The organism is Streptomyces canus 299MFChir4.1, assembly GCF_000383615.1.
GTDB lineage: Bacteria > Actinomycetota > Actinomycetes > Streptomycetales > Streptomycetaceae > Streptomyces > Streptomyces canus_C.
On the sequence record NZ_KB911596.1, the window covers coordinates 102,644 to 121,602 of the forward strand.

19 protein-coding genes and 1 pseudogene are annotated in these 18,959 nt (G+C 68.4%); 5 read left to right on the forward strand and 15 right to left on the reverse strand.

Annotated elements, in window-relative coordinates:
- Positions 1-174: 174 nt before the first annotated feature.
- Together H293_RS0128435 and H293_RS0128440 are read right to left on the reverse strand one after the other, a co-directional pair.
- A complete protein-coding gene (locus H293_RS0128435) occupies positions 175-453 on the reverse strand; it encodes a DUF3039 domain-containing protein (protein ID WP_020121221.1) in 279 nt (92 codons plus the stop codon).
- Positions 454-482: 29 nt separating this feature from the next.
- Positions 483-1,055, reverse strand: a complete 573-nt coding sequence (locus tag H293_RS0128440; RefSeq protein ID WP_020121222.1) for a YqgE/AlgH family protein — start codon at positions 1,053-1,055, stop codon at positions 483-485.
- 254 nt (positions 1,056-1,309) lie between these two features.
- Between H293_RS0128440 and murA the strand changes: the two genes are divergently transcribed.
- On the forward strand, positions 1,310-2,656 hold the full coding sequence (gene murA / locus H293_RS0128445; RefSeq protein WP_020121223.1) for a UDP-N-acetylglucosamine 1-carboxyvinyltransferase: 1,347 nt from the start codon (positions 1,310-1,312) through the stop codon (positions 2,654-2,656).
- 100 nt (positions 2,657-2,756) lie between these two features.
- Here murA and H293_RS0128450 read toward each other — a convergent pair whose 3' ends face one another.
- From H293_RS0128450 to H293_RS0128475, 6 genes are all read right to left on the reverse strand, one after another.
- Positions 2,757-3,038, reverse strand: coding sequence for an HU family DNA-binding protein (locus H293_RS0128450; RefSeq protein WP_007382399.1), 282 nt, complete (start codon positions 3,036-3,038; stop codon positions 2,757-2,759).
- A gap of 327 nt (positions 3,039-3,365) precedes the next feature.
- Positions 3,366-4,781, reverse strand: coding sequence for an NAD-dependent malic enzyme (locus H293_RS0128455; protein WP_020121224.1), 1,416 nt, complete (start codon positions 4,779-4,781; stop codon positions 3,366-3,368).
- A gap of 300 nt (positions 4,782-5,081) precedes the next feature.
- The gene (locus H293_RS0128460; protein WP_020121225.1) at positions 5,082-7,547 is read right to left on the reverse strand and encodes a HelD family protein; all 2,466 of its coding nucleotides are present in this window, start codon (positions 7,545-7,547) and stop codon (positions 5,082-5,084) included.
- A 63-nt stretch (positions 7,548-7,610) separates the two neighbouring features.
- Positions 7,611-8,378, reverse strand: a complete 768-nt coding sequence (locus H293_RS0128465; protein ID WP_158694446.1) for an anti-sigma factor family protein — start codon at positions 8,376-8,378, stop codon at positions 7,611-7,613.
- 59 nt (positions 8,379-8,437) lie between these two features.
- The gene (locus H293_RS0128470) at positions 8,438-8,959 is read right to left on the reverse strand and encodes a sigma-70 family RNA polymerase sigma factor (protein ID WP_010039908.1); all 522 of its coding nucleotides are present in this window, start codon (positions 8,957-8,959) and stop codon (positions 8,438-8,440) included.
- 319 nt (positions 8,960-9,278) lie between these two features.
- Positions 9,279-9,857, reverse strand: a complete 579-nt coding sequence (locus H293_RS0128475) for a CGNR zinc finger domain-containing protein (protein WP_020121228.1) — start codon at positions 9,855-9,857, stop codon at positions 9,279-9,281.
- Positions 9,858-10,065: 208 nt separating this feature from the next.
- Between H293_RS0128475 and H293_RS0128480 the strand changes: the two genes are divergently transcribed.
- Positions 10,066-10,587 carry an anthrone oxygenase family protein gene (locus H293_RS0128480; RefSeq protein ID WP_020121229.1) on the forward strand — a complete coding sequence of 174 codons (522 nt, stop codon included), beginning with the start codon at positions 10,066-10,068 and terminating at the stop codon, positions 10,585-10,587.
- Positions 10,588-10,633: 46 nt separating this feature from the next.
- On the opposite strand, the gene H293_RS0128485 is transcribed toward H293_RS0128480, so the two are convergent.
- From H293_RS0128485 to H293_RS0128505, 5 genes are all read right to left on the reverse strand, one after another.
- The gene (locus tag H293_RS0128485; protein ID WP_020121230.1) at positions 10,634-11,788 is read right to left on the reverse strand and encodes a uroporphyrinogen-III synthase; all 1,155 of its coding nucleotides are present in this window, start codon (positions 11,786-11,788) and stop codon (positions 10,634-10,636) included.
- A gap of 109 nt (positions 11,789-11,897) precedes the next feature.
- Positions 11,898-13,280 carry a nitrate/nitrite transporter gene (locus H293_RS0128490; RefSeq protein ID WP_020121231.1) on the reverse strand — a complete coding sequence of 461 codons (1,383 nt, stop codon included), beginning with the start codon at positions 13,278-13,280 and terminating at the stop codon, positions 11,898-11,900.
- A 209-nt stretch (positions 13,281-13,489) separates the two neighbouring features.
- Complete coding sequence (locus H293_RS0128495) at positions 13,490-14,167, reverse strand: nucleotidyl transferase AbiEii/AbiGii toxin family protein (RefSeq protein WP_020121232.1); 678 nt, start codon at positions 14,165-14,167, stop codon at positions 13,490-13,492.
- On the reverse strand, positions 14,164-14,514 hold the full coding sequence (locus H293_RS0128500) for a hypothetical protein (RefSeq protein WP_063746938.1): 351 nt from the start codon (positions 14,512-14,514) through the stop codon (positions 14,164-14,166). The genes H293_RS0128495 and H293_RS0128500 overlap by 4 nt, the downstream gene beginning before the upstream one ends.
- Positions 14,515-14,558: 44 nt before the next feature.
- A complete protein-coding gene (locus H293_RS0128505; RefSeq protein ID WP_020121234.1) occupies positions 14,559-15,026 on the reverse strand; it encodes an ATP-binding protein in 468 nt (155 codons plus the stop codon).
- A 233-nt stretch (positions 15,027-15,259) separates the two neighbouring features.
- Here H293_RS0128505 and H293_RS0128510 point away from each other — a divergent pair, with 233 nt between their 5' ends.
- The 3 genes and pseudogenes from H293_RS0128510 to H293_RS52895 all read left to right on the forward strand — a co-directional run.
- Positions 15,260-16,114, forward strand: coding sequence for a helix-turn-helix domain-containing protein (locus tag H293_RS0128510; protein WP_020121235.1), 855 nt, complete (start codon positions 15,260-15,262; stop codon positions 16,112-16,114).
- A gap of 10 nt (positions 16,115-16,124) precedes the next feature.
- Entirely contained in the window at positions 16,125-16,328 is a 204-nt protein-coding gene (locus H293_RS55225) for a DUF397 domain-containing protein (protein WP_078612688.1), read from the forward strand.
- Positions 16,329-16,488: 160 nt separating this feature from the next.
- A pseudogene (locus tag H293_RS52895) lies at positions 16,489-17,287 on the forward strand (tyrosine-type recombinase/integrase); the annotation flags it as partial.
- A 103-nt stretch (positions 17,288-17,390) separates the two neighbouring features.
- On the opposite strand, the gene H293_RS58505 reads toward H293_RS52895, so the two are convergent.
- On the reverse strand, positions 17,391-18,194 hold the full coding sequence (locus tag H293_RS58505; protein WP_158694444.1) for a leucine-rich repeat domain-containing protein: 804 nt from the start codon (positions 18,192-18,194) through the stop codon (positions 17,391-17,393).
- A complete protein-coding gene (locus H293_RS57455) occupies positions 18,194-18,544 on the reverse strand; it encodes a GIY-YIG nuclease family protein (RefSeq protein ID WP_310591926.1) in 351 nt (116 codons plus the stop codon). The genes H293_RS58505 and H293_RS57455 overlap by 1 nt, the downstream gene beginning before the upstream one ends.
- Positions 18,545-18,959 lie beyond the last annotated feature (415 nt).

The following is an 18,959-nucleotide window of genomic DNA, read 5'->3' on the forward strand; positions in this document are numbered from 1 at the left end:
CTCCGGAGCATGCGTTGCAACATATGCAATGGCAATTTCGCTCAACGCAACGGAGGTTATGGCTTGCATGAACACGCCCACAAGAGGTCTCAACCAATCCGTGACACGCGAGAGGCCCCCGGGGCGCACGAAACGCGCCTCGGGGGCCTCGCGAAGCTCAGCCGGTCGGCAGTCCTACTTGTCGCCGTCCTTGTCGTCGTCCCCGGAACCCATGGACTCGTAGATCTCCTTGCACATGGGACACACGGGGTACTTCTTGGGATCGCGGCCGGGCACCCACACCTTGCCGCACAGCGCCACGACGGGTGTGCCGTCGAGGGCGCTCGCCATGATCTTGTCCTTCTGGACGTAATGGGCGAAGCGCTCGTGGTCGCCGTCGCCGTGGGAAGTCTGCGGCGTGGGCTCGACGAGGGTCCCCGTACCAGTCCCGCGCTCGGGCTCGAGAGTGCTCATACGGCCAAGGGTACTGAAGCTCACATGGATCAGTTCAGCGAAGGGTCGTCCGGATACGTGGCCACCATCGCGAGCTCGTTGCGCTGGCGGCGCAGGACCTCGCGCCACAGTCTCTCCGGGGCCGGGGAGGACACGTCGCCCGGTTCCGACTCCACGACGTACCAGGCGCCCTCCACCAGCTCGTCCTCCAGCTGACCGGGGCCCCAGCCGGCGTAACCGGCGAAGATGCGCAGGCTGCCGAGCGCCGAGGCGAGCAGCTCCGGCGGGGCCTCCAGGTCGACCAGTCCGATCGCGCCGTGCACTCTGCGCCAGCCCAGTGGGGCCCCGTCGACGGCCCCGCCCCCGGGGATGACGGCGACCCCCAGCGCCGAGTCCAGGGAGACCGGGCCGCCCTGGAAGACGACGCCCGGTTCGCCCGTGAGGTCGGCCCAGCCCTCCAGGATGTCGCCGACGTCCACCGGGGTGGGCCGGTTGAGGACCACGCCGAGGGAGCCCTCCTCGTCGTGGTCGAGAAGGAGCACCACCGCTCGGTCGAAGTTCGGGTCCGCCAGGGCGGGCGTTGCCACGAGCAACCGCCCTGTGAGCGAGGACACCTCGGTCATGCCAGACATGATCCCGCATCTTCCCTCCGCGTGGGGAGGCAATGCCGCTACGGCAGTGGATGCAGCTCAGAGCGCAACGATGCGCCCCACGCGCACGCCCGGCGCCGGTGACCCCATGTGCCCGACAGGGGACGGCACGTGTTGTGACACAGCTATGACGTGACTGAGCGGCACTTGGGCTTACAGAAGGGGGGTAGGCGGCGATTACCCTTGTCCCTTCCGGCCCCTGCCCGACTCATCGGAACGCGAGATACATGACCGTCAACGGCTCTGACGACGTACTGCTTGTCCACGGCGGAACCCCGCTGGAGGGCGAGATCCGTGTCCGCGGTGCGAAGAACCTCGTACCGAAGGCCATGGTCGCCGCCCTTCTGGGCAGCGAGCCGAGTCGACTGCGCAACGTTCCGGACATCCGTGACGTGCGCGTCGTACGCGGTCTGCTGCAATTGCACGGGGTGACGGTCCGTCCGGGTGAGGAACCGGGCGAGCTGGTGATGGACCCGACGCATGTCGAGAGCGCCAACGTCGCTGACATCGATGCCCACGCGGGTTCCTCGCGGATCCCGATCCTCCTGTGCGGTCCCCTGCTGCACCGCCTGGGACACGCCTTCATCCCGGGTCTCGGCGGCTGCGACATCGGCGGCCGGCCCATCGACTTCCACTTCGAGGTGCTGCGGCAGTTCGGCGCGACGATCGAGAAGCGCGCGGACGGGCAGTTCCTGGAGGCGCCGCGGCGGCTTCGGGGCACGAAGATCACGCTGCCGTACCCGTCCGTCGGCGCGACCGAGCAGGTCCTGCTGACGGCCGTCCTCGCCGAAGGTGTCACCGAGCTCTCCAACGCCGCGGTCGAGCCGGAGATCGAGGACCTGATCTGCGTCCTGCAGAAGATGGGCGCCATCATCGCGATGGACACCGACCGGACCATCCGCGTCACGGGCGTGGACCGGCTCGGCGGCTACAACCACCGCGCCCTGCCGGACCGCCTGGAGGCCGCCTCCTGGGCGTCCGCCGCGCTGGCGACCGAGGGCAACATTTACGTCCACGGCGCCCAGCAGCGCTCGATGATGACGTTCCTGAACACCTACCGGAAGGTGGGCGGTGCCTTCGAGATCGACGACCAGGGCATCCGGTTCTGGCACCCCGGCGGCCAGTTGAAGTCCATCGCGCTCGAGACGGACGTGCACCCGGGCTTCCAGACGGACTGGCAGCAGCCGCTGGTGGTCGCCCTCACCCAGGCCACCGGCCTGTCGATCATCCACGAGACGGTGTACGAGTCCCGCCTGGGCTTCACCTCCGCGCTCAACCAGATGGGTGCTCACATCCAGCTCTACCGCGAGTGCCTGGGCGGCTCGAACTGCCGCTTCGGCCAGCGCAACTTCCTGCACTCGGCGGTCGTCTCGGGACCCACCAAGCTCCAGGGCGCCGACCTGGTCATCCCCGACCTCCGCGGCGGCTTCTCGTACCTGATCGCGGCGCTGGCGGCCCAGGGCACGTCCCGGGTCCACGGCATCGACCTCATCAACCGCGGCTACGAGAACTTCATGGAGAAGCTCGTCGAGCTGGGCGCGAAGGTGGAGCTGCCGGGCAAGGCACTCGGCTGACAGTTCCCGCACACGACGATGGGGCGGCCACCCGGTTCCGGGTGGCCGCCCCATTGACGTTACTGAGACGTGTACGTCGTCCCGAGACGTACCGTCGGACCTACTTGCCCTTGGCGGCTTCCTTGAGCTTGCTGCCCGCCGAAACCTTGACGCTGTAGCCGGCCGGGATCTGGATCGGGTCACCGGTCTGCGGGTTGCGCGCGGTGCGAGCGGCACGGTGCGTGCGCTCGAAGGTCAGGAAGCCGGGGATGGTGACCTTCTCGTCGCCCTTGGCGACGATCTCGCCGACGGTCTCGGCGAACGCGGCCAGAACGGCGTCGGCGTCCTTGCGGGTCACCTCGGCGCGGTCGGCCAGCGCGGCCACCAGCTCACTGCGGTTCATGTTGTTACTCCCGTGTTCTTCTTGCCGTTGGGGTGTGCCACGCGGCGGGGCCGCACACGAGGCACAGCGAAGCCGATGCGCTCGCGCCCAGGGACGCATCCTGCCCCTACCTGCTGCGGGAAAGCCAATCCGGCACCCGTAGGACTCGTACGACCACCCTAGGGGGTCACACGAACAGAGGCCTGGGCGTGGCGCCACCCTAGAGGGTGCCGTGAAGCGCCCGGTTCCGCGACGCGCCGGGCCGGAGGACCGCCGTGGCAATCCTCACAGCCGAACAAACATACGACGTCCACTGTAGACGCCGAACCGGAGCCGTGGACGGGGGCCCTACGCCGTCGCGCCCGCGGCCTTCGCCGCGTCCCGCACCGCACCCGCCACCGCGCCCGCGACCTTGTCGTTGAAGACGCTCGGGATGATGTAGTTCGGGTTCAGCTCGTCCTCGGTGACGACGTCCGCCAGAGCCTTCGCGGCCGCGAGCATCATCTCCGTGTTGACCGTGCGGGACTGGGCGTCCAGCAGACCGCGGAAGACACCCGGGAAGACCAGCACGTTGTTGATCTGGTTCGGGAAGTCGGACCGCCCGGTGGCCACGACGGCCGCCGTCTGACGGGCGATCGCCGGGTCGACCTCGGGGTCGGGATTCGCAAGCGCGAACACGATCGCGTCCTCGGCCATGGCGGCCACGTCGGTGCCGTCCAGGACGTTGGGAGCCGAGACACCGATGAAGACGTCGGCGCCGCGGACGGCCTCCTTCAGGGTCCCGGTCAGGTTCTCGGGGTTGGTGTTGTCGGCGATCCAGCGCAGCGCCGAGCCCTGGGCGGCGTCGACGAGGTCCTCGCGGCCGGCGTGCACGACGCCGTGGATGTCGGCGACGACGGCGTTCTTGACGCCCGCGGCGATCAGCAGCTTCAGGATGGCCGTACCGGCCGCGCCGGCACCGGACATGACGACCCGGATGTTCTCAATGGCCTTGCCAGCCACGCGAAGTGCGTTCGTCAGGGCGGCGAGGACGACGATCGCGGTGCCGTGCTGGTCGTCGTGGAAGACGGGGATGTCGAGGGCCTCGCGCAGCCGGGCCTCGATCTCGAAGCAGCGCGGCGCGGAGATGTCCTCGAGGTTGATGCCGGCGAACCCGGGGGCGATCGCCTTGACGATCTCGACGATCGCGTCGGTGTCCTGGGTGTCCAGGCACAGCGGCCAGGCGTCGATGCCGGCGAAGCGCTTGAAGAGGGCCGCCTTGCCCTCCATGACCGGGAGGGCGGCCTTGGGGCCGATGTTGCCCAGGCCCAGCACGGCCGAGCCGTCCGTCACGACCGCAACGGAGTTGCGCTTGATGGTGAGGCGGCGCGCGTCCTCGGGGTTCTCGGCGATCGCCATGCACACGCGGGCCACACCCGGCGTGTAGATCATCGAGAGGTCGTCACGGTTGCGGATGGGGTGCTTCGACGCCATCTCGATCTTGCCGCCGAGGTGCATCAGGAAGGTTCGGTCGGAGACCTTGCCGAGCGTGACGCCCTCGATGCCGCGCAGCTGCTGGACGATCTCGTCGGCGTGCGCGGTGGAGGACGCGGCGATGGTGACGTCGATACGGAGCTTCTCGTGGCCGGACGCGGTCACGTCGAGGCCGGTCACCGAGCCTCCGTGGGACTCTACGGCCGTGGTGATCTGGGAGACCGCGGTTCCGCTCGCGGGCACCTCCAGCCGGACCGTAATCGAGTAGGAGACGCTGGGCGCCGTTGCCATGGCCGACTTCCTCTGCTTTCACCTCTGGTGCTGATGCCGTCCGATGGTCGCACCTACTGATGAGTAGGCGTTAGCCGCACTGGATTGCGGACTTTTTGTTCACGGAGCGGTTCATGCGAAAGAGGCCCACATCACATGGATGTGGGCCTCTCACCAGGTCAATGACACCGACCCGCCATGCTCGCCTCGCGGCAAGTGGTCGCTCGTGGCGACGAAGGTTGGGCCCGGGGGCTTGGATCGGGCCGGTGTCACGTCCAGGCTAACAAACGGATCCCGAAAGACCATTCCCGTGCGGAGAGTTCAATCTCTCAGCAGATCCGGCACGCCCTCCCCGTCCGACTGGTCCCGGTCCGCCGAGACGACCGTGAGCTGCTGGGTGGCCCGGGTCAGGGCGACGTAGAGCACCCGCAGTCCGGCCGGCGACTCGTCGGCGATCTCGGCCGGGGAGACGACGACCGTCGCGTCGTACTCCAGTCCCTTGGCCTCCAGGCTGCCGAGCGCGACCACCCGGTCGCCGAGTCCGGTGAGCCAGCGGGCCGCCTCCTCGCGCCGGTTCATGGCGACGACGACGCCGACCGTGCCGTCGACGAGGCCGAGGAGCCGGGCGGCCTCCTCGCGGACGGTCTCGCCGAGCGACTTGCGTACGACGGTGAAGCGGGGCTCGACGCCCGTGGACCGTACGGCCGAGGGGGACGTGGCGCCGGGCATGGCCAGCGCCAGCACCTTCGCCGCGAGCTCGGCGATCTCGGAGGGGTTGCGGTAGTTCACCGTCAGCTCGAAGCGGCGGCGGGGCCGGGAGCCCAGGGCCTCGTCGCGGGCCTCGGCGGCCTCGTCGGGGTCGGACCAGGAGGACTGGGCGGGGTCTCCCACGACCGTCCAGGTGGCGTGCCGGCCGCGGCGGCCGACCATGCGCCACTGCATGGGCGTGAGGTCCTGGGCCTCGTCGACGATGACATGGGCGTACTCGACCCGCTCCTGGGCGAGCCGCTCGGCCCGCTCGCGCTGCGACTCCTCGCGGACCGGCATCAGCTCCTCCAGGCCGGTGAGCTGGTCGAGCGGGTCCAGTTCGCGCCTCTTGCGCGGGCGGGCTGGGGCGCCGAGGACCGCCTGGAGCTCGTCGAGCATGGCGATGTCGTGCACGGTCAGGCCGTCCCGCCTGAGCGAGCGGGCGACCCTGCGGACCTCGCCGGGGTTGAGGATCCGGCGGGCCCAGCGCCCCAGGCGACGCTCGTCGGCCATGGCGGCGAGAACGGTCTTCGGGGTGAGCTCGGGCCACCATGCGTCGAGGAACTCGATGAAGCCGTCCTCGGAGGTGATGTCCTCGTCGAACGACGACCGCAGCTCGGCGGCGAGCTCCGGATCGGTGTGCCGGCCCCCCGCCCCGGACCGCGCCCACAGCGCGTCCAGGAGCAGCTTGCGGGCCCGGGGCCGCAGCAGGTTCACCGGCGCGGTGCCGCTGAGGGCGTTGCGGCGGATGCGTTCCAGCTCGTCCGCCTCCAGTTCGAGCCGCCGCCCGAAGGCGACGACGCGCAGGCGGGTGGGGGGTCCGGACGGGGGCTGCGGGGATACGGCGGTGGCGGTGCCGTTCCCGTCTCCGGTACCGCCGTCGGAGGCATCGAAGTCCCCGAAGGCGAGTTGCCCGGAGTCGGGCCGGCCGGGGGCCCTGCCGGCACCGCGGGCCCTGGCGGAACCACCCGGGCCGGCCTCCGTACCCCCGGCGCCCAGTTCCAGCACTCCCCGTGCCGCCTTCCGCAGCACCTTCAGCATCCGGTACGAGCCCTTGGCGCGGGCCACCGCCGGGGAGTCGTACAGGGTGGCCTCGACGCCGTCGACCAGGGAGCCGATCGCCCGGATGGCGACCTGGCCCTCCTCACCGAGGGACGGCAGGACGCCCTCGGTGTAGGCGACCAGCAGGGGGGTGGGCGAGACGATGAGGATGCCGCCCGAGTACCGGCGGCGGTCCTGGTAGAGGAGGTACGCGGCGCGGTGCAGGGCCACGGCGGTCTTGCCGGTGCCGGGCCCGCCCTCGACGTAGGTCACGGACGCGGCGGGGGCGCGGATGACCAGGTCCTGCTCGGCCTGAATGGAGGCGACGATGTCCCGCATGGTGTGGCTGCGGGCCTGGCCGAGCGCGGCCATCAGGGCACCGTCGCCGATGACGGGCAGCTCGTGGCCGTCGAGGAAGGCCTTGAGCTCGGGGCGCATGAGGTCGTCCTCGACGCCGAGGACCCTGCGGCCCTTGGAACGGATGACCCGGCGTCGTACGACACGCCCGGGATCCACCGGAGTGGACCTGTAGAAGGGCGCTGCGGCCGGGGCCCGCCAGTCGATGACGAGCGGTGCGTACTCGGAGTCCAGGACCCCGATCCGGCCGATGTGCAGGGTCTCCGCGATGTCGGCGGTGCTGTCCTCGCGGACAGCGCCCTCGGCGGGCTCCACGGCGGTGTAGGCGCCGTCGGGCCCCTTCTTGCCGTCCTTGCCGGGGAGCAGGTCGATCCGGCCGAACAGGAAGTCCTCGAACTCGTTGTTGAGCCGGTTGAGGTGGACGCCGGCCCGGAAGACCTGGGCGTCCCGTTCGGCGAGCGCGCCGGGCGTGCCGACCTGGCCACGCTTGGCCGCGTCGTTCATCAGGAACTCCGCCTCGTGGATCTTCTCCTCAAGGCGCCGGTAGACCCGGTCCAGATGTTCCTGTTCTCCGCTGATCTCACGGTCCCGGACGGAGTCCTGAACCGAGCCGACCGCAGATGGTTGAGCCTGAGCGGCCACCGGGCCCCCTTCTGACGTGCTGGGCAGCCGTCAACCGTACGCGAAGGGGGCCCCGGCGGGAAGTTACGCGGCGACCTGGACGAGCTTGTTGCCGTCGGAGTCCACGACCTCGAAGTGGTCGATGTCGTTCTGGGCCGGGGCGACCGCGCCGCCGATGTAGAGCGGCTGCTTGGATTCCGCGGTCTTGCCGTTGGGAATGCCGTAGCCCCACTTGCCGACGGACCAGGTCGAGGCCGTCCAGCGCTCGCCGTTGGTGCCGACCGCGATCAGGGAGCACTTGAGCGGTCCCTTGACGCCCTTGAGCTCCAGACCCAGCGAGGTGCCCCAGTTCTTCTCCTGCATGGCGACGGTCGCGCTGACCCCGGTGGAGGAGTCGGTCGCGGACACCTTGTCGCTCATGGACTCGAAGAGTTCCTTGGGGGTGGCCGCGAGGACCTGCCCCTGCTTGGGCCCGCCGCCCGAGTCACCGCCGCTCGCCGCCATCGCGACGAACGGACCGCCGATGATCAGCGCGGCCGCGGCCGCGACCATGTAGAAACTGCGGCGCCGCTTCTGCGCACGGCGCTCGGCGACCTCGTCCACGAGCTTGTTCACGATCCGCGGACTGGGCTTGGCGGACAGCGACTCCCCGATCGCGGGGGTGCCGGAGCCCGGCAGGTCCGCGAGGGCGGCGAGCATCGGCTCCATGCCGGCGAGCTCGTCGAGCTGTTGCGCGCACCATTCGCAGGTCGCGAGATGGGCCTCGAAGGCGGTCGCCTCGGCGTCGTCGAGGATCCCGAGGGCGTAGGCGCCGACGGTCTCGTGCTCGTTCGGCACCGGAGATCCCATCATGGAGCCAGACATACCCGAACCACCTGTGCCGAATCCCTGGTTACCCCCGTAAACACCCATCACGCTGTCACCCCCCGCTCCTCCAGTGCGAGCTTCATCGACCGCAGGGCGTAGAAGACCCGCGAGCGGACGGTTCCGCTGGGGATGCCCAGTGTCTCGGCCGCCTCGTTGACGGTACGCCCCTTGAAGTACGTCTCGACCAGGACCTCCCGGTGGGCGGGGGTCAGGTCGTCCAACGCGTCCGACAGCGTCATCAACCACAGCGCCTTGTCGATCTCGTCCTCCGCGGGGATGACCTCCAGCGGCGACGGATCGACCTCCTGCGGCCGGGCCTGCCGGCTGCGGTGGCCGTCGATGACGATGCGCCGGGCGACCGTCACCAGCCAGGGGCGTACCGATCCGGTCGCTCGATTGAGCTGTCCGGCGTTCTTCCAGGCACGGATGAGCGTCTCCTGCACCACGTCCTCGGCTCTTTGGCGGTCACCCGCGACCAACCGGAGGACATACGCAAGGAGAGGCCCGGCGTGCTCCCTGTAAAGGGCACGCATCAGCTCCTCATCAGGTTCCGAGGGCTGGGACATGCGATGTCGGGCCCTCGATCCACGTTCATTGGCCACGACGGAATCCTTGCGCACGCCCACCTCCGATGTCCGGGGGTTCCCCCAGTCGGTCGCTCGACGAGGGGTACGGACGTGGGGTGCCGAGTGTTCAAAGTGCGACGACAGTTTTCTTCTGAGTGACGTGACGAGACAGGACATGCATGCACATTCCCGCCGCGCGATCTTCACATTTCCGCCACATGAGCGCGATCACGACTACGACCCGTGAGGTTGACCGGGTAAACGAGATGTAATCGAAATCACTTCGACAACCACTCCGCAGAAGGGACATAACGACCAGTCAGGTGCGCGAGAGTGCCGCACGCCGACGATGCCGGGCCACCCTTTCCCGGTTCCCGCAGACCTCACTGGAGCACCAGCGCCTCCTGCGTCCCCGTGATGTATCCAGGTACACGATGGGGCAGTTGTCCCCTTCGCACTCTCTGATCCCGGCCCGCGCGACCGGGTCCGTCAGCAGCTCCACGGCGTCCCTCGCGATGGCTCCGAGCAGGGCCGCGCAGCCGGGCGGACCGACCAATTCGCGCACCAGGGCGCCCTCCTGGTCCGGTACCGCGCGCGGGGCGGGTGGCGCGGCGCGGGCGGCGACGTTGACGTGGGCGAGCGCGAGGCCGTTGCCGGGGGCGCCCCGCACCAGCTGCCCGATACATCCCCGCAGTTCGCGGAAGCCGACCAGCCAGGAGAGATCCGCGTGGGTCAGGTCCGTCCCCTGCGGCACCAGTCCCGAACCGACGATCCAGGCGCCGAGCACCTCCGTCGAGTCGAGGCGTTCCTCGGGGTGGGTGGTCGCGAGGAGGTCGAGACAGATCCGTCCGGCGTCGAACCGCAGCTCGTACGCGACCGTGGCCGTACCCAGTGCCATGTGCCTGTCACCGCCTAGGGGTGCCCCGGTGGGAAGGGGTCGGTGAGGTGCTTCGAGGCTGTGGGGCTGTTCCGGGGCTCCCTCTAACAGTGCCCTCCCGCCCTCGCCGCCGGAACCCCTCGGACCGGGAGCGGTGGCTGGACGCGTACGTATGCGACAGCGCGTCTCGGCCATGTCGGCCCGGTGGACGGGGCCCTTGACTGGAGCCATGACGACTGGAGCCAGGACACAGAACAGCAGGAGCAGCGGATTCGTCCTCGGCGCGGCCACGATCGCCACGGGCCTGATCGCCGGGGCCTTCTACGTCTTCGCGTGCGCCGTGATGCCGGCCCTGGCCCGCAGCGACGACCGCGTCTACGTCGAGGTCATGCGCGACATCAACGAGGTCATCCAGAACCCGGTGTTCTTCCTCGGCTTCCTGGGCGCCCCGCTGCTCACGGCGGTGGCGGCCTGGCAGGCGCGGGGCCGGGGGTACCGAGGGTGGGTGTGGGCGGCCCTGGTGGCCTCCGCCCTGGCGTTCCTGGTCACCGTCGCCTTCAACGTCCCCCTCAACGACGCCCTCGCGCGGAGCGGCGACCCCGGCGCCCTGCGCGAGGAGTTCGAGGACCCGTGGGTGGCGTGGAACGTCGTACGGGCGGTGTTGCTGACGGTGACGCTGGGGCTCCTGGTGAAGGCCACGGGCAGTCGTGCCACCGGGCGCGACCAGCCGGACGTCGGAGGACTCGACTAGCTGAACGTCGGAGCTCGACTAGCTGGACCTGGGAGTACTCGACTATTTAGGCGTCGGAGTACTTCGCGTCGGCCGCCGGGTCAAGGGCGAGCCGGTACCCCCGTTTGACCACCGTCTGGATCAGCTTCGGCGCCCCCAGGGCCGTACGGAGGCGGGCCATCGCCGTCTCCACGGCGTGTTCGTCGCGGCCCGCGCCCGGCAGTGCCCGCAGGAGCTCCGCCCGGGACACCACCCACCCGGGCCGCCGTGACAGCGCCCGCAGCAACGACATCCCCGCGGGCGGCACCGGCCGCAGCACCCCGTCGACCAGCACCGCGTGCCCCCGGATCTCCACCCGGTGGCCGGCGATGGGCAGCGACCGGGCCCGCCCGGGAAGCTCCTGGCACAGCAACTGCACGAGGGGACCGAGCCGGAACCGCTCGGGCGAGACCGTCTCCACCCCCCGCGCCTGCAACGGCACCGCGGTCACCGGCCCGACACAGGCCGGCAGCACGTCGTGGTTGAGCGCGGCGAGCAGCTCCGGCAGCAGGCTCCGGTCCTCGGCCCGGGACAGCAGCGAGGCCGCGGCCGGCGCGCTCGTGAAGGTCAGCGCGTCCAGCCCCCGCGAGACGGCCGCGTCCAGCAGCCGGTCCACCGGCCCGATGTCCTCCGGCGGCATCCACCGGTACACCGGTACCCCGACGACCTCCGCGCCCCCGGCCCGCAGCGCCTCCACGAACCCGGGCAACGGCTCACCGTGCAACTGGATGGCGATACGGCGGCCCTCGACGCCCTCCTCCAGCAGCCGGTCGAGCACCTCGGCCATGGACTCGGACGACGGCGACCAGTCCTCCGTCAGCCCGGCCGCCCGGATGGACCCCTTGACCTTGGGTCCGCGCGCGAGCAGTTCCACCTCGCGCAGCCGGTCGAGAAGCGTCTCACCGAGCCCCCAGCCCTCGGCGGCCTCGACCCACCCCCGGAAACCGATCGCCGTGGTGGCCACCACGACGTCCGGCGCCTGGTCGATCAGGTCCTTCGTCGCCGCCAGCAGCTCGCTGTCGTCGGAGAGGGGCACGATCCGCAGGGCGGGCGCGTGCAGGACCGCGGCCCCGCGACGCTGGAGCAGCGCACCGAGTTCGTCTGCCCGGCGCGCGGCCGTGACTCCCACGGTGAACCCCGCGAGGGGGCCGTGTTGCTCTGCTGCCTGCTGTTCCTCGTACATGGCTCTCGTCCCGCAGTCTGTCGTCAGTCTGTCCTCTGACCTACATGCCGACCGAGCCTGTCAACGGCTCGTGACAGGCTCGGTTCCGGTTCATGTCGCCGGTGTTACGTCACACCTCGGCGTAGCTGAGCTGCGGCTTCGCCTCTGGGGCGGTCGAGGCCTGGCCCTGGGCGGCCGTACGCCGAAGGTATACGGCCCAGGTGACCCCGAAGCAGGCCGCGTAGAAGGCGAGGAAGGCGACGAACGCTCCGGTTCCGGAGCCGTAGGAGAGGAAGGACTGGCGGAAGGCGAGGTTGATACCGACGCCGCCGAGCGCGCCCACCGCGCCGATGAGCCCCATGGAGGCACCGGAGAGGCGACGCCCGTAGGCGGCGGCCGCCTCGCCCTCCAGCCCCTTGGCGAGGGCCTTCGTGTGGAAGATGCCGGGGATCATCTTGAACGTCGAGCCGTTGCCGAGGCCGCTGAGGACGAAGAGCACCACGAACGCGACGGTGAACAGTCCGAGCGACTTCTGCATGCTGGCGGCGATCAGGACCGCGGTCGCCGCGCCCATGCCGACGTAGTTCCACAGCGTGATCTTCGCGCCGCCGTACTTGTCGGCCAGCGCGCCGCCCACCGGACGGATCAGCGAGCCGAGCAGCGGGCCGATGAAGGTGACGTACGCGGCCTCCAGCGGGGTCCGGCCGAACTGGTTCTGCAGCACCTGCCCGAAGGCGAAGCTGTAGCCGATGAACGAGCCGAACGTGCCGATGTAGAGGAAGGACATGATCCAGGTGTGGCCGTCACGCGCGGCGTCCTTGGCGGCGCCGGTGTCGTTCTTCACGTTCTCGATGTTGTCCATGAAGAGCGCGGAGAGGATGGCGGCGACGAGGATCAGCGGGATGTAGATCCCGAGCAGCACCCGGGGTCCGCCGCTGGCGCCGATGATCGCGAGGGCGATCAGCTGGATGACCGGGACGCCGATGTTGCCGCCGCCGGCGTTGAGCCCGAGGGCCCAGCCCTTCTTGCGGAGGGGGAAGAACGCGTTGATGTTGGTCATGGACGAGGCGAAGTTGCCGCCGCCGATACCGGCCAGCAGACCGACCAGCAGGAAGGTGTCGAACGAGGTCCCCGGCTTCATCACGGCGAACGCGGCGACGGTGGGGACGAGGAGCAGACTGGCCGAGATGATCGTCCAGTTCCGGCCGCCGAAGATCGCGACGGCGAAGGTGTAGGGGACCCGGACGACGGCACCGACGAGCGTGACCATCGACGTGAGCAGGAACTTGTCGGCGGGGGTCAGCCCGTACTCCGGTCCCATGAAGAGCACGAGCACGGACCACATGGTCCAGATCGAGAACCCGATGTGCTCGGAGAGAACGGAGAAGAGCAGGTTCCGCTTGGCGACCTTCTCGCCGGTCTCCTTCCAGAAGGTCTCGTCCTCCGGATCCCACTGCTGGATCCAGCGACCGCCCCTGCTCGGGGGTGCGGGGGCTGTACTAGGGGCTGTCATGACGCCTCCACGGTGCGACGGGGCTCGGTCCTGCTTCGAGTGGCTGACCCCGAAGGTAGGGACGCGGCGTTTCCTGTCTGTGGCACCGGGTGACCGGAAGGGAACGTTGCTCTCACCCTCGCGGGGGGCGGGATGAGAGGTCGTGGGGGCTTTGTGTTACGGAAAGCTCCGCGCCGGGGGGCCGTGGTGTGAGGGCGGGGTGACCGGCCTCAGTCGTCGGTGTCCTCCGGGTCGTCGTAGTCCTCGAGGATCCGCAGCCCGAGGTCGGACTCCCTGTCGAGGGCCCATTGCCGCAGCTCGGCGATCTCGTCGGGGCTGAGTCCATACGCCGCGAACTCCTCGTCACTGACCCATACGACGCTCTCCAGGCGGTCGCGCAGCTCGACGAGGTCGAACTCACTCTCGTCCCGTGCGCCCAGCTGCTCCAGCTCGATCACGGAGTAGTACCGGCAGGTCGCGTGGACGTCGATCACGTCTCGCGGCAGACCGCGATCGCCGAGGGCGCGTACCTTCATGACCACCAGGTCCTCGAGATCGACCACGGGGCCGACGTCCATGACGACCGGCTGACGAGCCAAGGCCTCCTTGAGGAGGTCGACTTCACAGGCTTCTCGGCTGTCCGGATCCGATACAAGGAGCCGAGCCTTGAGCGGCCGGACATCGACCACGGCGAACGTCCAGCCCTTCCCCCGCAGGCCGTCCGCGAGGCGCGGGACGATGTCGGTCATCGACGCAAGGTGTCGAGTCGCGAAGTCCAGAACCTGACTGGGACGAGCGCCCAGGCCGTGAGCCTGTACGGCGTACCCGCCGGCGAGGGCGAGCTCGTAGTCCTCGCCCTCGTCCAGGGCATCCGCCAGCAGTCGGCGATGCAGCGGGGGCAGCTTCATACCGAGCCGGAGCGGCGGAGCTCGGGAAAGGCTTCCTCCCACGTGTCGCGCACGCCACGCCCCAGCATCTTGCGCAGGATGGGCCAGTGGCGGACGAGGTGCCCCTGATCGAGGTAACGCACGAAGTCTTCCGTCGATCCGTTGTTGAGGACGATCCGGTACATGCCGAGCAGCAGCTTCACGTCACCGAGATCGAAGATCCGCAGCCCGGACCATGCGAGCTGCAGGGGAAGCTCAACGGATCCGCTCTCCGGTCCAGCCAGCTCGTCGAGCGTCACCGGAAGCCGCTCCGTCCCATAGCCCCAGCGGGAGGTCGCGCTGCTGCTTCCGTCTGCGTACTCGGCCACGACAGCAGTATGCCGGGCTAGTACGACAGCCGCGGCTGGACTGCTCAACGCTTCCCACCGCAGGGGTTACCCCGGCCCACCTCGAACCACAACAGCTTCCCCGCGCCTCGGTCGAGAAGCCCGTCCCCGAGCGACCAGCCTCCCCAGGAGTCGGCCAGCTCCTGGACGAGGAGCAGCCCGCGTCCACTGACAGCCCCCATCGGGGCGGGCGGGACGCGGTCGCCCGGAGGTCGGGCGAAGGGAGCGGGGATGTGGGGGTGGCTGTCCCAAACCCCTACGCGGAGCCGCCCTTCCCCCAAGGCCGTCAACCGGAGCGAGGCAGGCCCCTTGGCGTGCCGGTAGGCGTTGGTGACGAGCTCGGACGTCAACAGCTCCACGACGTCCAGGACTTCGGCCATACCGTGCCCCTTCAGCGCGGCCCGCACGGTCGTACGTGCGACACGTGCGGCTCTCGGGTCATGCGGCAGGCGAAGGGCGTACACCCAGGTGTCGGGCAGGGCTACGGTGACCATCGGATACCTCCGGCAGGAGAGAAGGAGACCTTTGAGGACTCGCTCAACGGCCGCGCCGGGCGGTGGCTGTGCCTGGGTGGGTGCGCTTCCGGCTTATGGGCGGGGGGAGTTGGGCGGTACGTGACCACCGTAGAGCAGATGGTTAGATGCATCTAACTAAACTCATTGGAAGCATCTACTCTTCACTCGTGTGAGGTACCGAGCCGCCGCGACGCGGTCTGGAAGGAGACGCCGTGCCGCCCACTAGCAGCCCCACTCTCAGGCAGCGGAGGCTGGGCGCGGAGCTGCGCAAACTTCGCGAGCGAGCGGGGCTCACCGCGACCGGCGCCGCCGAACAGCTGGGCGTCAACCAGGCGCGCGTCAGCATGATCGAGACCGGCCGCACACCGATCAGCGCCGAGCGAGTGCGAACCATGGCCCATGCCTACGACTGCTTCGATGAGCGCCTCATCGAGGCTCTCGCGGCGATGACCGGCCGGCGAACACGCGGCTGGTGGGAGGAGTATCGCGACCACGTTCCGGTGGCCCTGGTCGACCTGGCGGAGTTGGAGCACCACGCCGCCGCACTACGTGTGGCGCTCATGCTCCACATCCCGGCACTGCTCCAGACGACAGACCACGCGCGGGCCCTCTTCCAGGCGGTGGTGCCACCCATGCGGCAGTACGAGATGGAGCACCGCCTCACCCACCGCCTCAAACGACAGGGCGTGCTGCACAGGCGGGAGCCGCCTCCGTACACGGCGATCATTCACGAGGCTGCGCTCCGCATGGGTTTCGGCGGCCCCGTCGTGGCCCGCGGCCAGCTCAAGCACCTGGCCGACATGAGCGAACTACCGCACGTCGAGCTGCGCGTGATCCCGTTCGGGGCGGCCCACTTCCCCACCACGGGTCAGTCCTTCGATTACGTCGAGGGCCCCGTCCCTCAACTCGACACGGTCCAGTTGGACTCGCACCACGGAGCCTGCGAGTTCCTGGACGCGGAGGCGCAGTTGAGCAAGTACCGAGCCGTGCTGGACGGCATGGAATCCTGCGCGCTCCCGTCCACCACCTCACGCGACTTCATCCACCACCTCATCCACGATCTGTGAGGGACGAATCATGCAGCCCACGCACTGGCGTAAGTCCAGCTACAGCGGCGACGGCTCGAACTGCGTGGAGATAGCCGCGACCAAAACCGTCATCCACGTCCGCGACTCAAAGAACGCGGAAGGCCCTCAGCTCGCCTTCCAGCCGTCCGCCTGGAGTCTCTTCATTTTCCATGCGACAGCAGACAGGCACCCCCACCCACCCCTGGCAGGCTAGCCAAGCCGGGGAGAAAAGGCGCCTAGAACGTCCGCACCTGGCTCAACCGGCTAAACTCACCTGCCAAATTTCGCGCGCGGCATTGATACGGGCCGCGACCAGCCCCACTGCTGCGCCATTGGATCGTGCTGTTCCAAGGTGTTCTCTTCGCCGAGGAGATACCGCCCGCGACGTCAGGACCTTCCTCGACGAGCTCCGCGTGACCTGCCAGTGCTGTGCTCAAGAACGAGACGTGAAAAGGTTGCGCTGCTGCACCACCGGCCAGTGCTGTGATAAGCAGCTGTCACCCCTGACCGTGACGTACGTCCACGCAGTCCTCAAGCCCGCCCTCGAACACGCCGTCCGTGAGGACGAGCTGCCGCGCAACGGCGCCCAGAACGTATAGACCATCACGCCCCGGCCGAGACGACTCAGCCCCTCACGTTGACCGAGGCACGGCAACTGCTTCAGGTGGCCAGCGGCGACCAGCTCCACGCCCTGTACGAACTCGCCCTGCGCACCGCCTCGGCAAGGGCGAACTCCTCGGCCTCCACTGGGAAGACCTCCACCTCGACGGCGGCATCACCACCATCCACCCACCGCTCCCTCCAGCGGACCCGCAGCCAGGGCCTGACCGTCCTGAAAACCAGGACCCTGGCCTCTGAGTGGCGCATCGCCCTCCCCACCGAGTGCCTCAGCTCCCTCAAGATCCACCAGGAACAGCAACAGGAAGAGCGCCAGACTGCCGGAACGAGCTGGGCGGACAATGGCCTCGTGTTCACCACCCCGAACGGCAAACCGCTCGATCCCGCCAACGTCACCCGCAGCTTCAGCCGCCTCCTCGAAAGCCAGCGCTCCGGGCGATCCGCTTCCACGACCTCCGGCACTCGACCGCGATCCTGCTCCTGGAACAGGGTGTCGACCTCCTAGTCATCAAGGAGCTCCTCGGCCACGCGCACATAGGCGTCTCCGCTGGCATTGCCGTCAAGCACCACCGAAGCCCCACCAGAAACAAACTCTGAGTGGGGCTTCTGCATTCAAAGTCATTGCCTCAGATGACCGACCGGCTGCTAGCGCGGATCGTCAATCCTCCGGACCAACGATTCTTACCGAATCCGGAAATTCACCAAGCAAGCCTGAATCACCTGCCACGACCCTGGTTCCCCTAAGTCGAAGGTCACGCAAGGAACCCATATTGAGAAGCGGAGCCACCGATCGCACCTCCCCCCCGTACGTAACCCTGAGCTCTTCCAGATTATTTAGAGCCGACACCGCATTGAAGTCCAGCGGCTCAGGCTGAATTGACTCCCCTCCGCCAATCAGCCAGCACCGGCGCAGATCTTGAAGGCCTCGAAGGGGGGCAAGGCTTTCAACCCGCGCCTCAAGAATCTCCAGGTCGTCAAGTTTCGTGCAGTCCTCCAACCCGCGAAGATCCACAATCTGCCCGATACCTTCCATCTTGAATGACGAGATCCAGGGCGCACTCCTCAGGAATCCCAAATCACTCCTGCCGGATGACCAGAGCGTCAATCTCGCCAGGGCGGGAAACCCTGCGAGGTCAATTGCGCCCGCCCGATCATCTACCGCCAGCGTCGTCAGAGATGCGTTCCGGCCTGCAGGGATCGCCACTTGCCCCCTCGTGAGGAGCACCAGTTCGCGGAGTCCAGCGATTTCAAAAGCCTGCGAGTCGTCGGTAACGCGGCCTTCAATCTCCAGATACTTGAGATCCGGCAAGCTGGACAGGAAATCAAGGCTGCCCAGCCGCGCGCTTCCGCTCACACGGAGGAACAATCCGTTGAATTCTCCGGAATGATACTGCCGGCCGAGTTCATGCTCATCGATCGAGCCGTCGGCTCGCCAATTCAGGACACTGTAGTCCGCCCGCATTAAGGAACCTCATTTCGGCGATTCAAAAGCGTACCGCCACCCACGCCGCCGTATTGATCCATTACCGACTGCTCTTGCTCCCTGATCGCCTTCCAGGAATGACCAGACATATCGTTCACCGATATGTTGGAAATATCGCTCGTCGTGTAACCTGCCGACTTCACGGCTGCCTTGTCTGAATTGAAAGCGGCATGCAGGCGGCTATGTATGTTAGTTGAACTGGATCCAACATACACCTTGCCATCCTTCATCGTGATGGTGTAAACCCCGGGCACGGTCGGAGCATCCCTGAATCCGAACGTGCTGCACGACGAGTTATGCACCAACACCGGCGTACTCCCCGCCAGCACATAGTACGTGTGGAAGACGTGCTGTTCCGAGCTGGGTTTTCGCAGGTCGGACGGGAAATGTCAGTCCGTCGCCGTCTGCTGGCGTGCGCTGATGTCCGCTCCGGTTGCCGTCAGCGTTGCCGTCAACGGCTCGGGCTTGGCTGAGTAGTTGAGACCGGGCCTCCGCATGGGTCCAGCAGAGCGGGGTGGGTCCCTCCTCGGTCGGGCAGCTTCGCCGTACCAGGGTTCTTCAGGGGCCGCCAAGGCTCACGTCGTGACGCTTGCGCTTGGCCTTGGCGGCCCCTGGAGGTTCCTGGTACGCCTCCGGTGGCCGGCCGAGGAGGGACCCACCCCGCGACCCACCATTCCGCACCACGATGCACCCGGGGACAAACGCAAGCCCCGACCCCCTCCGAGAGAGGGCCGGGGTGTGGGG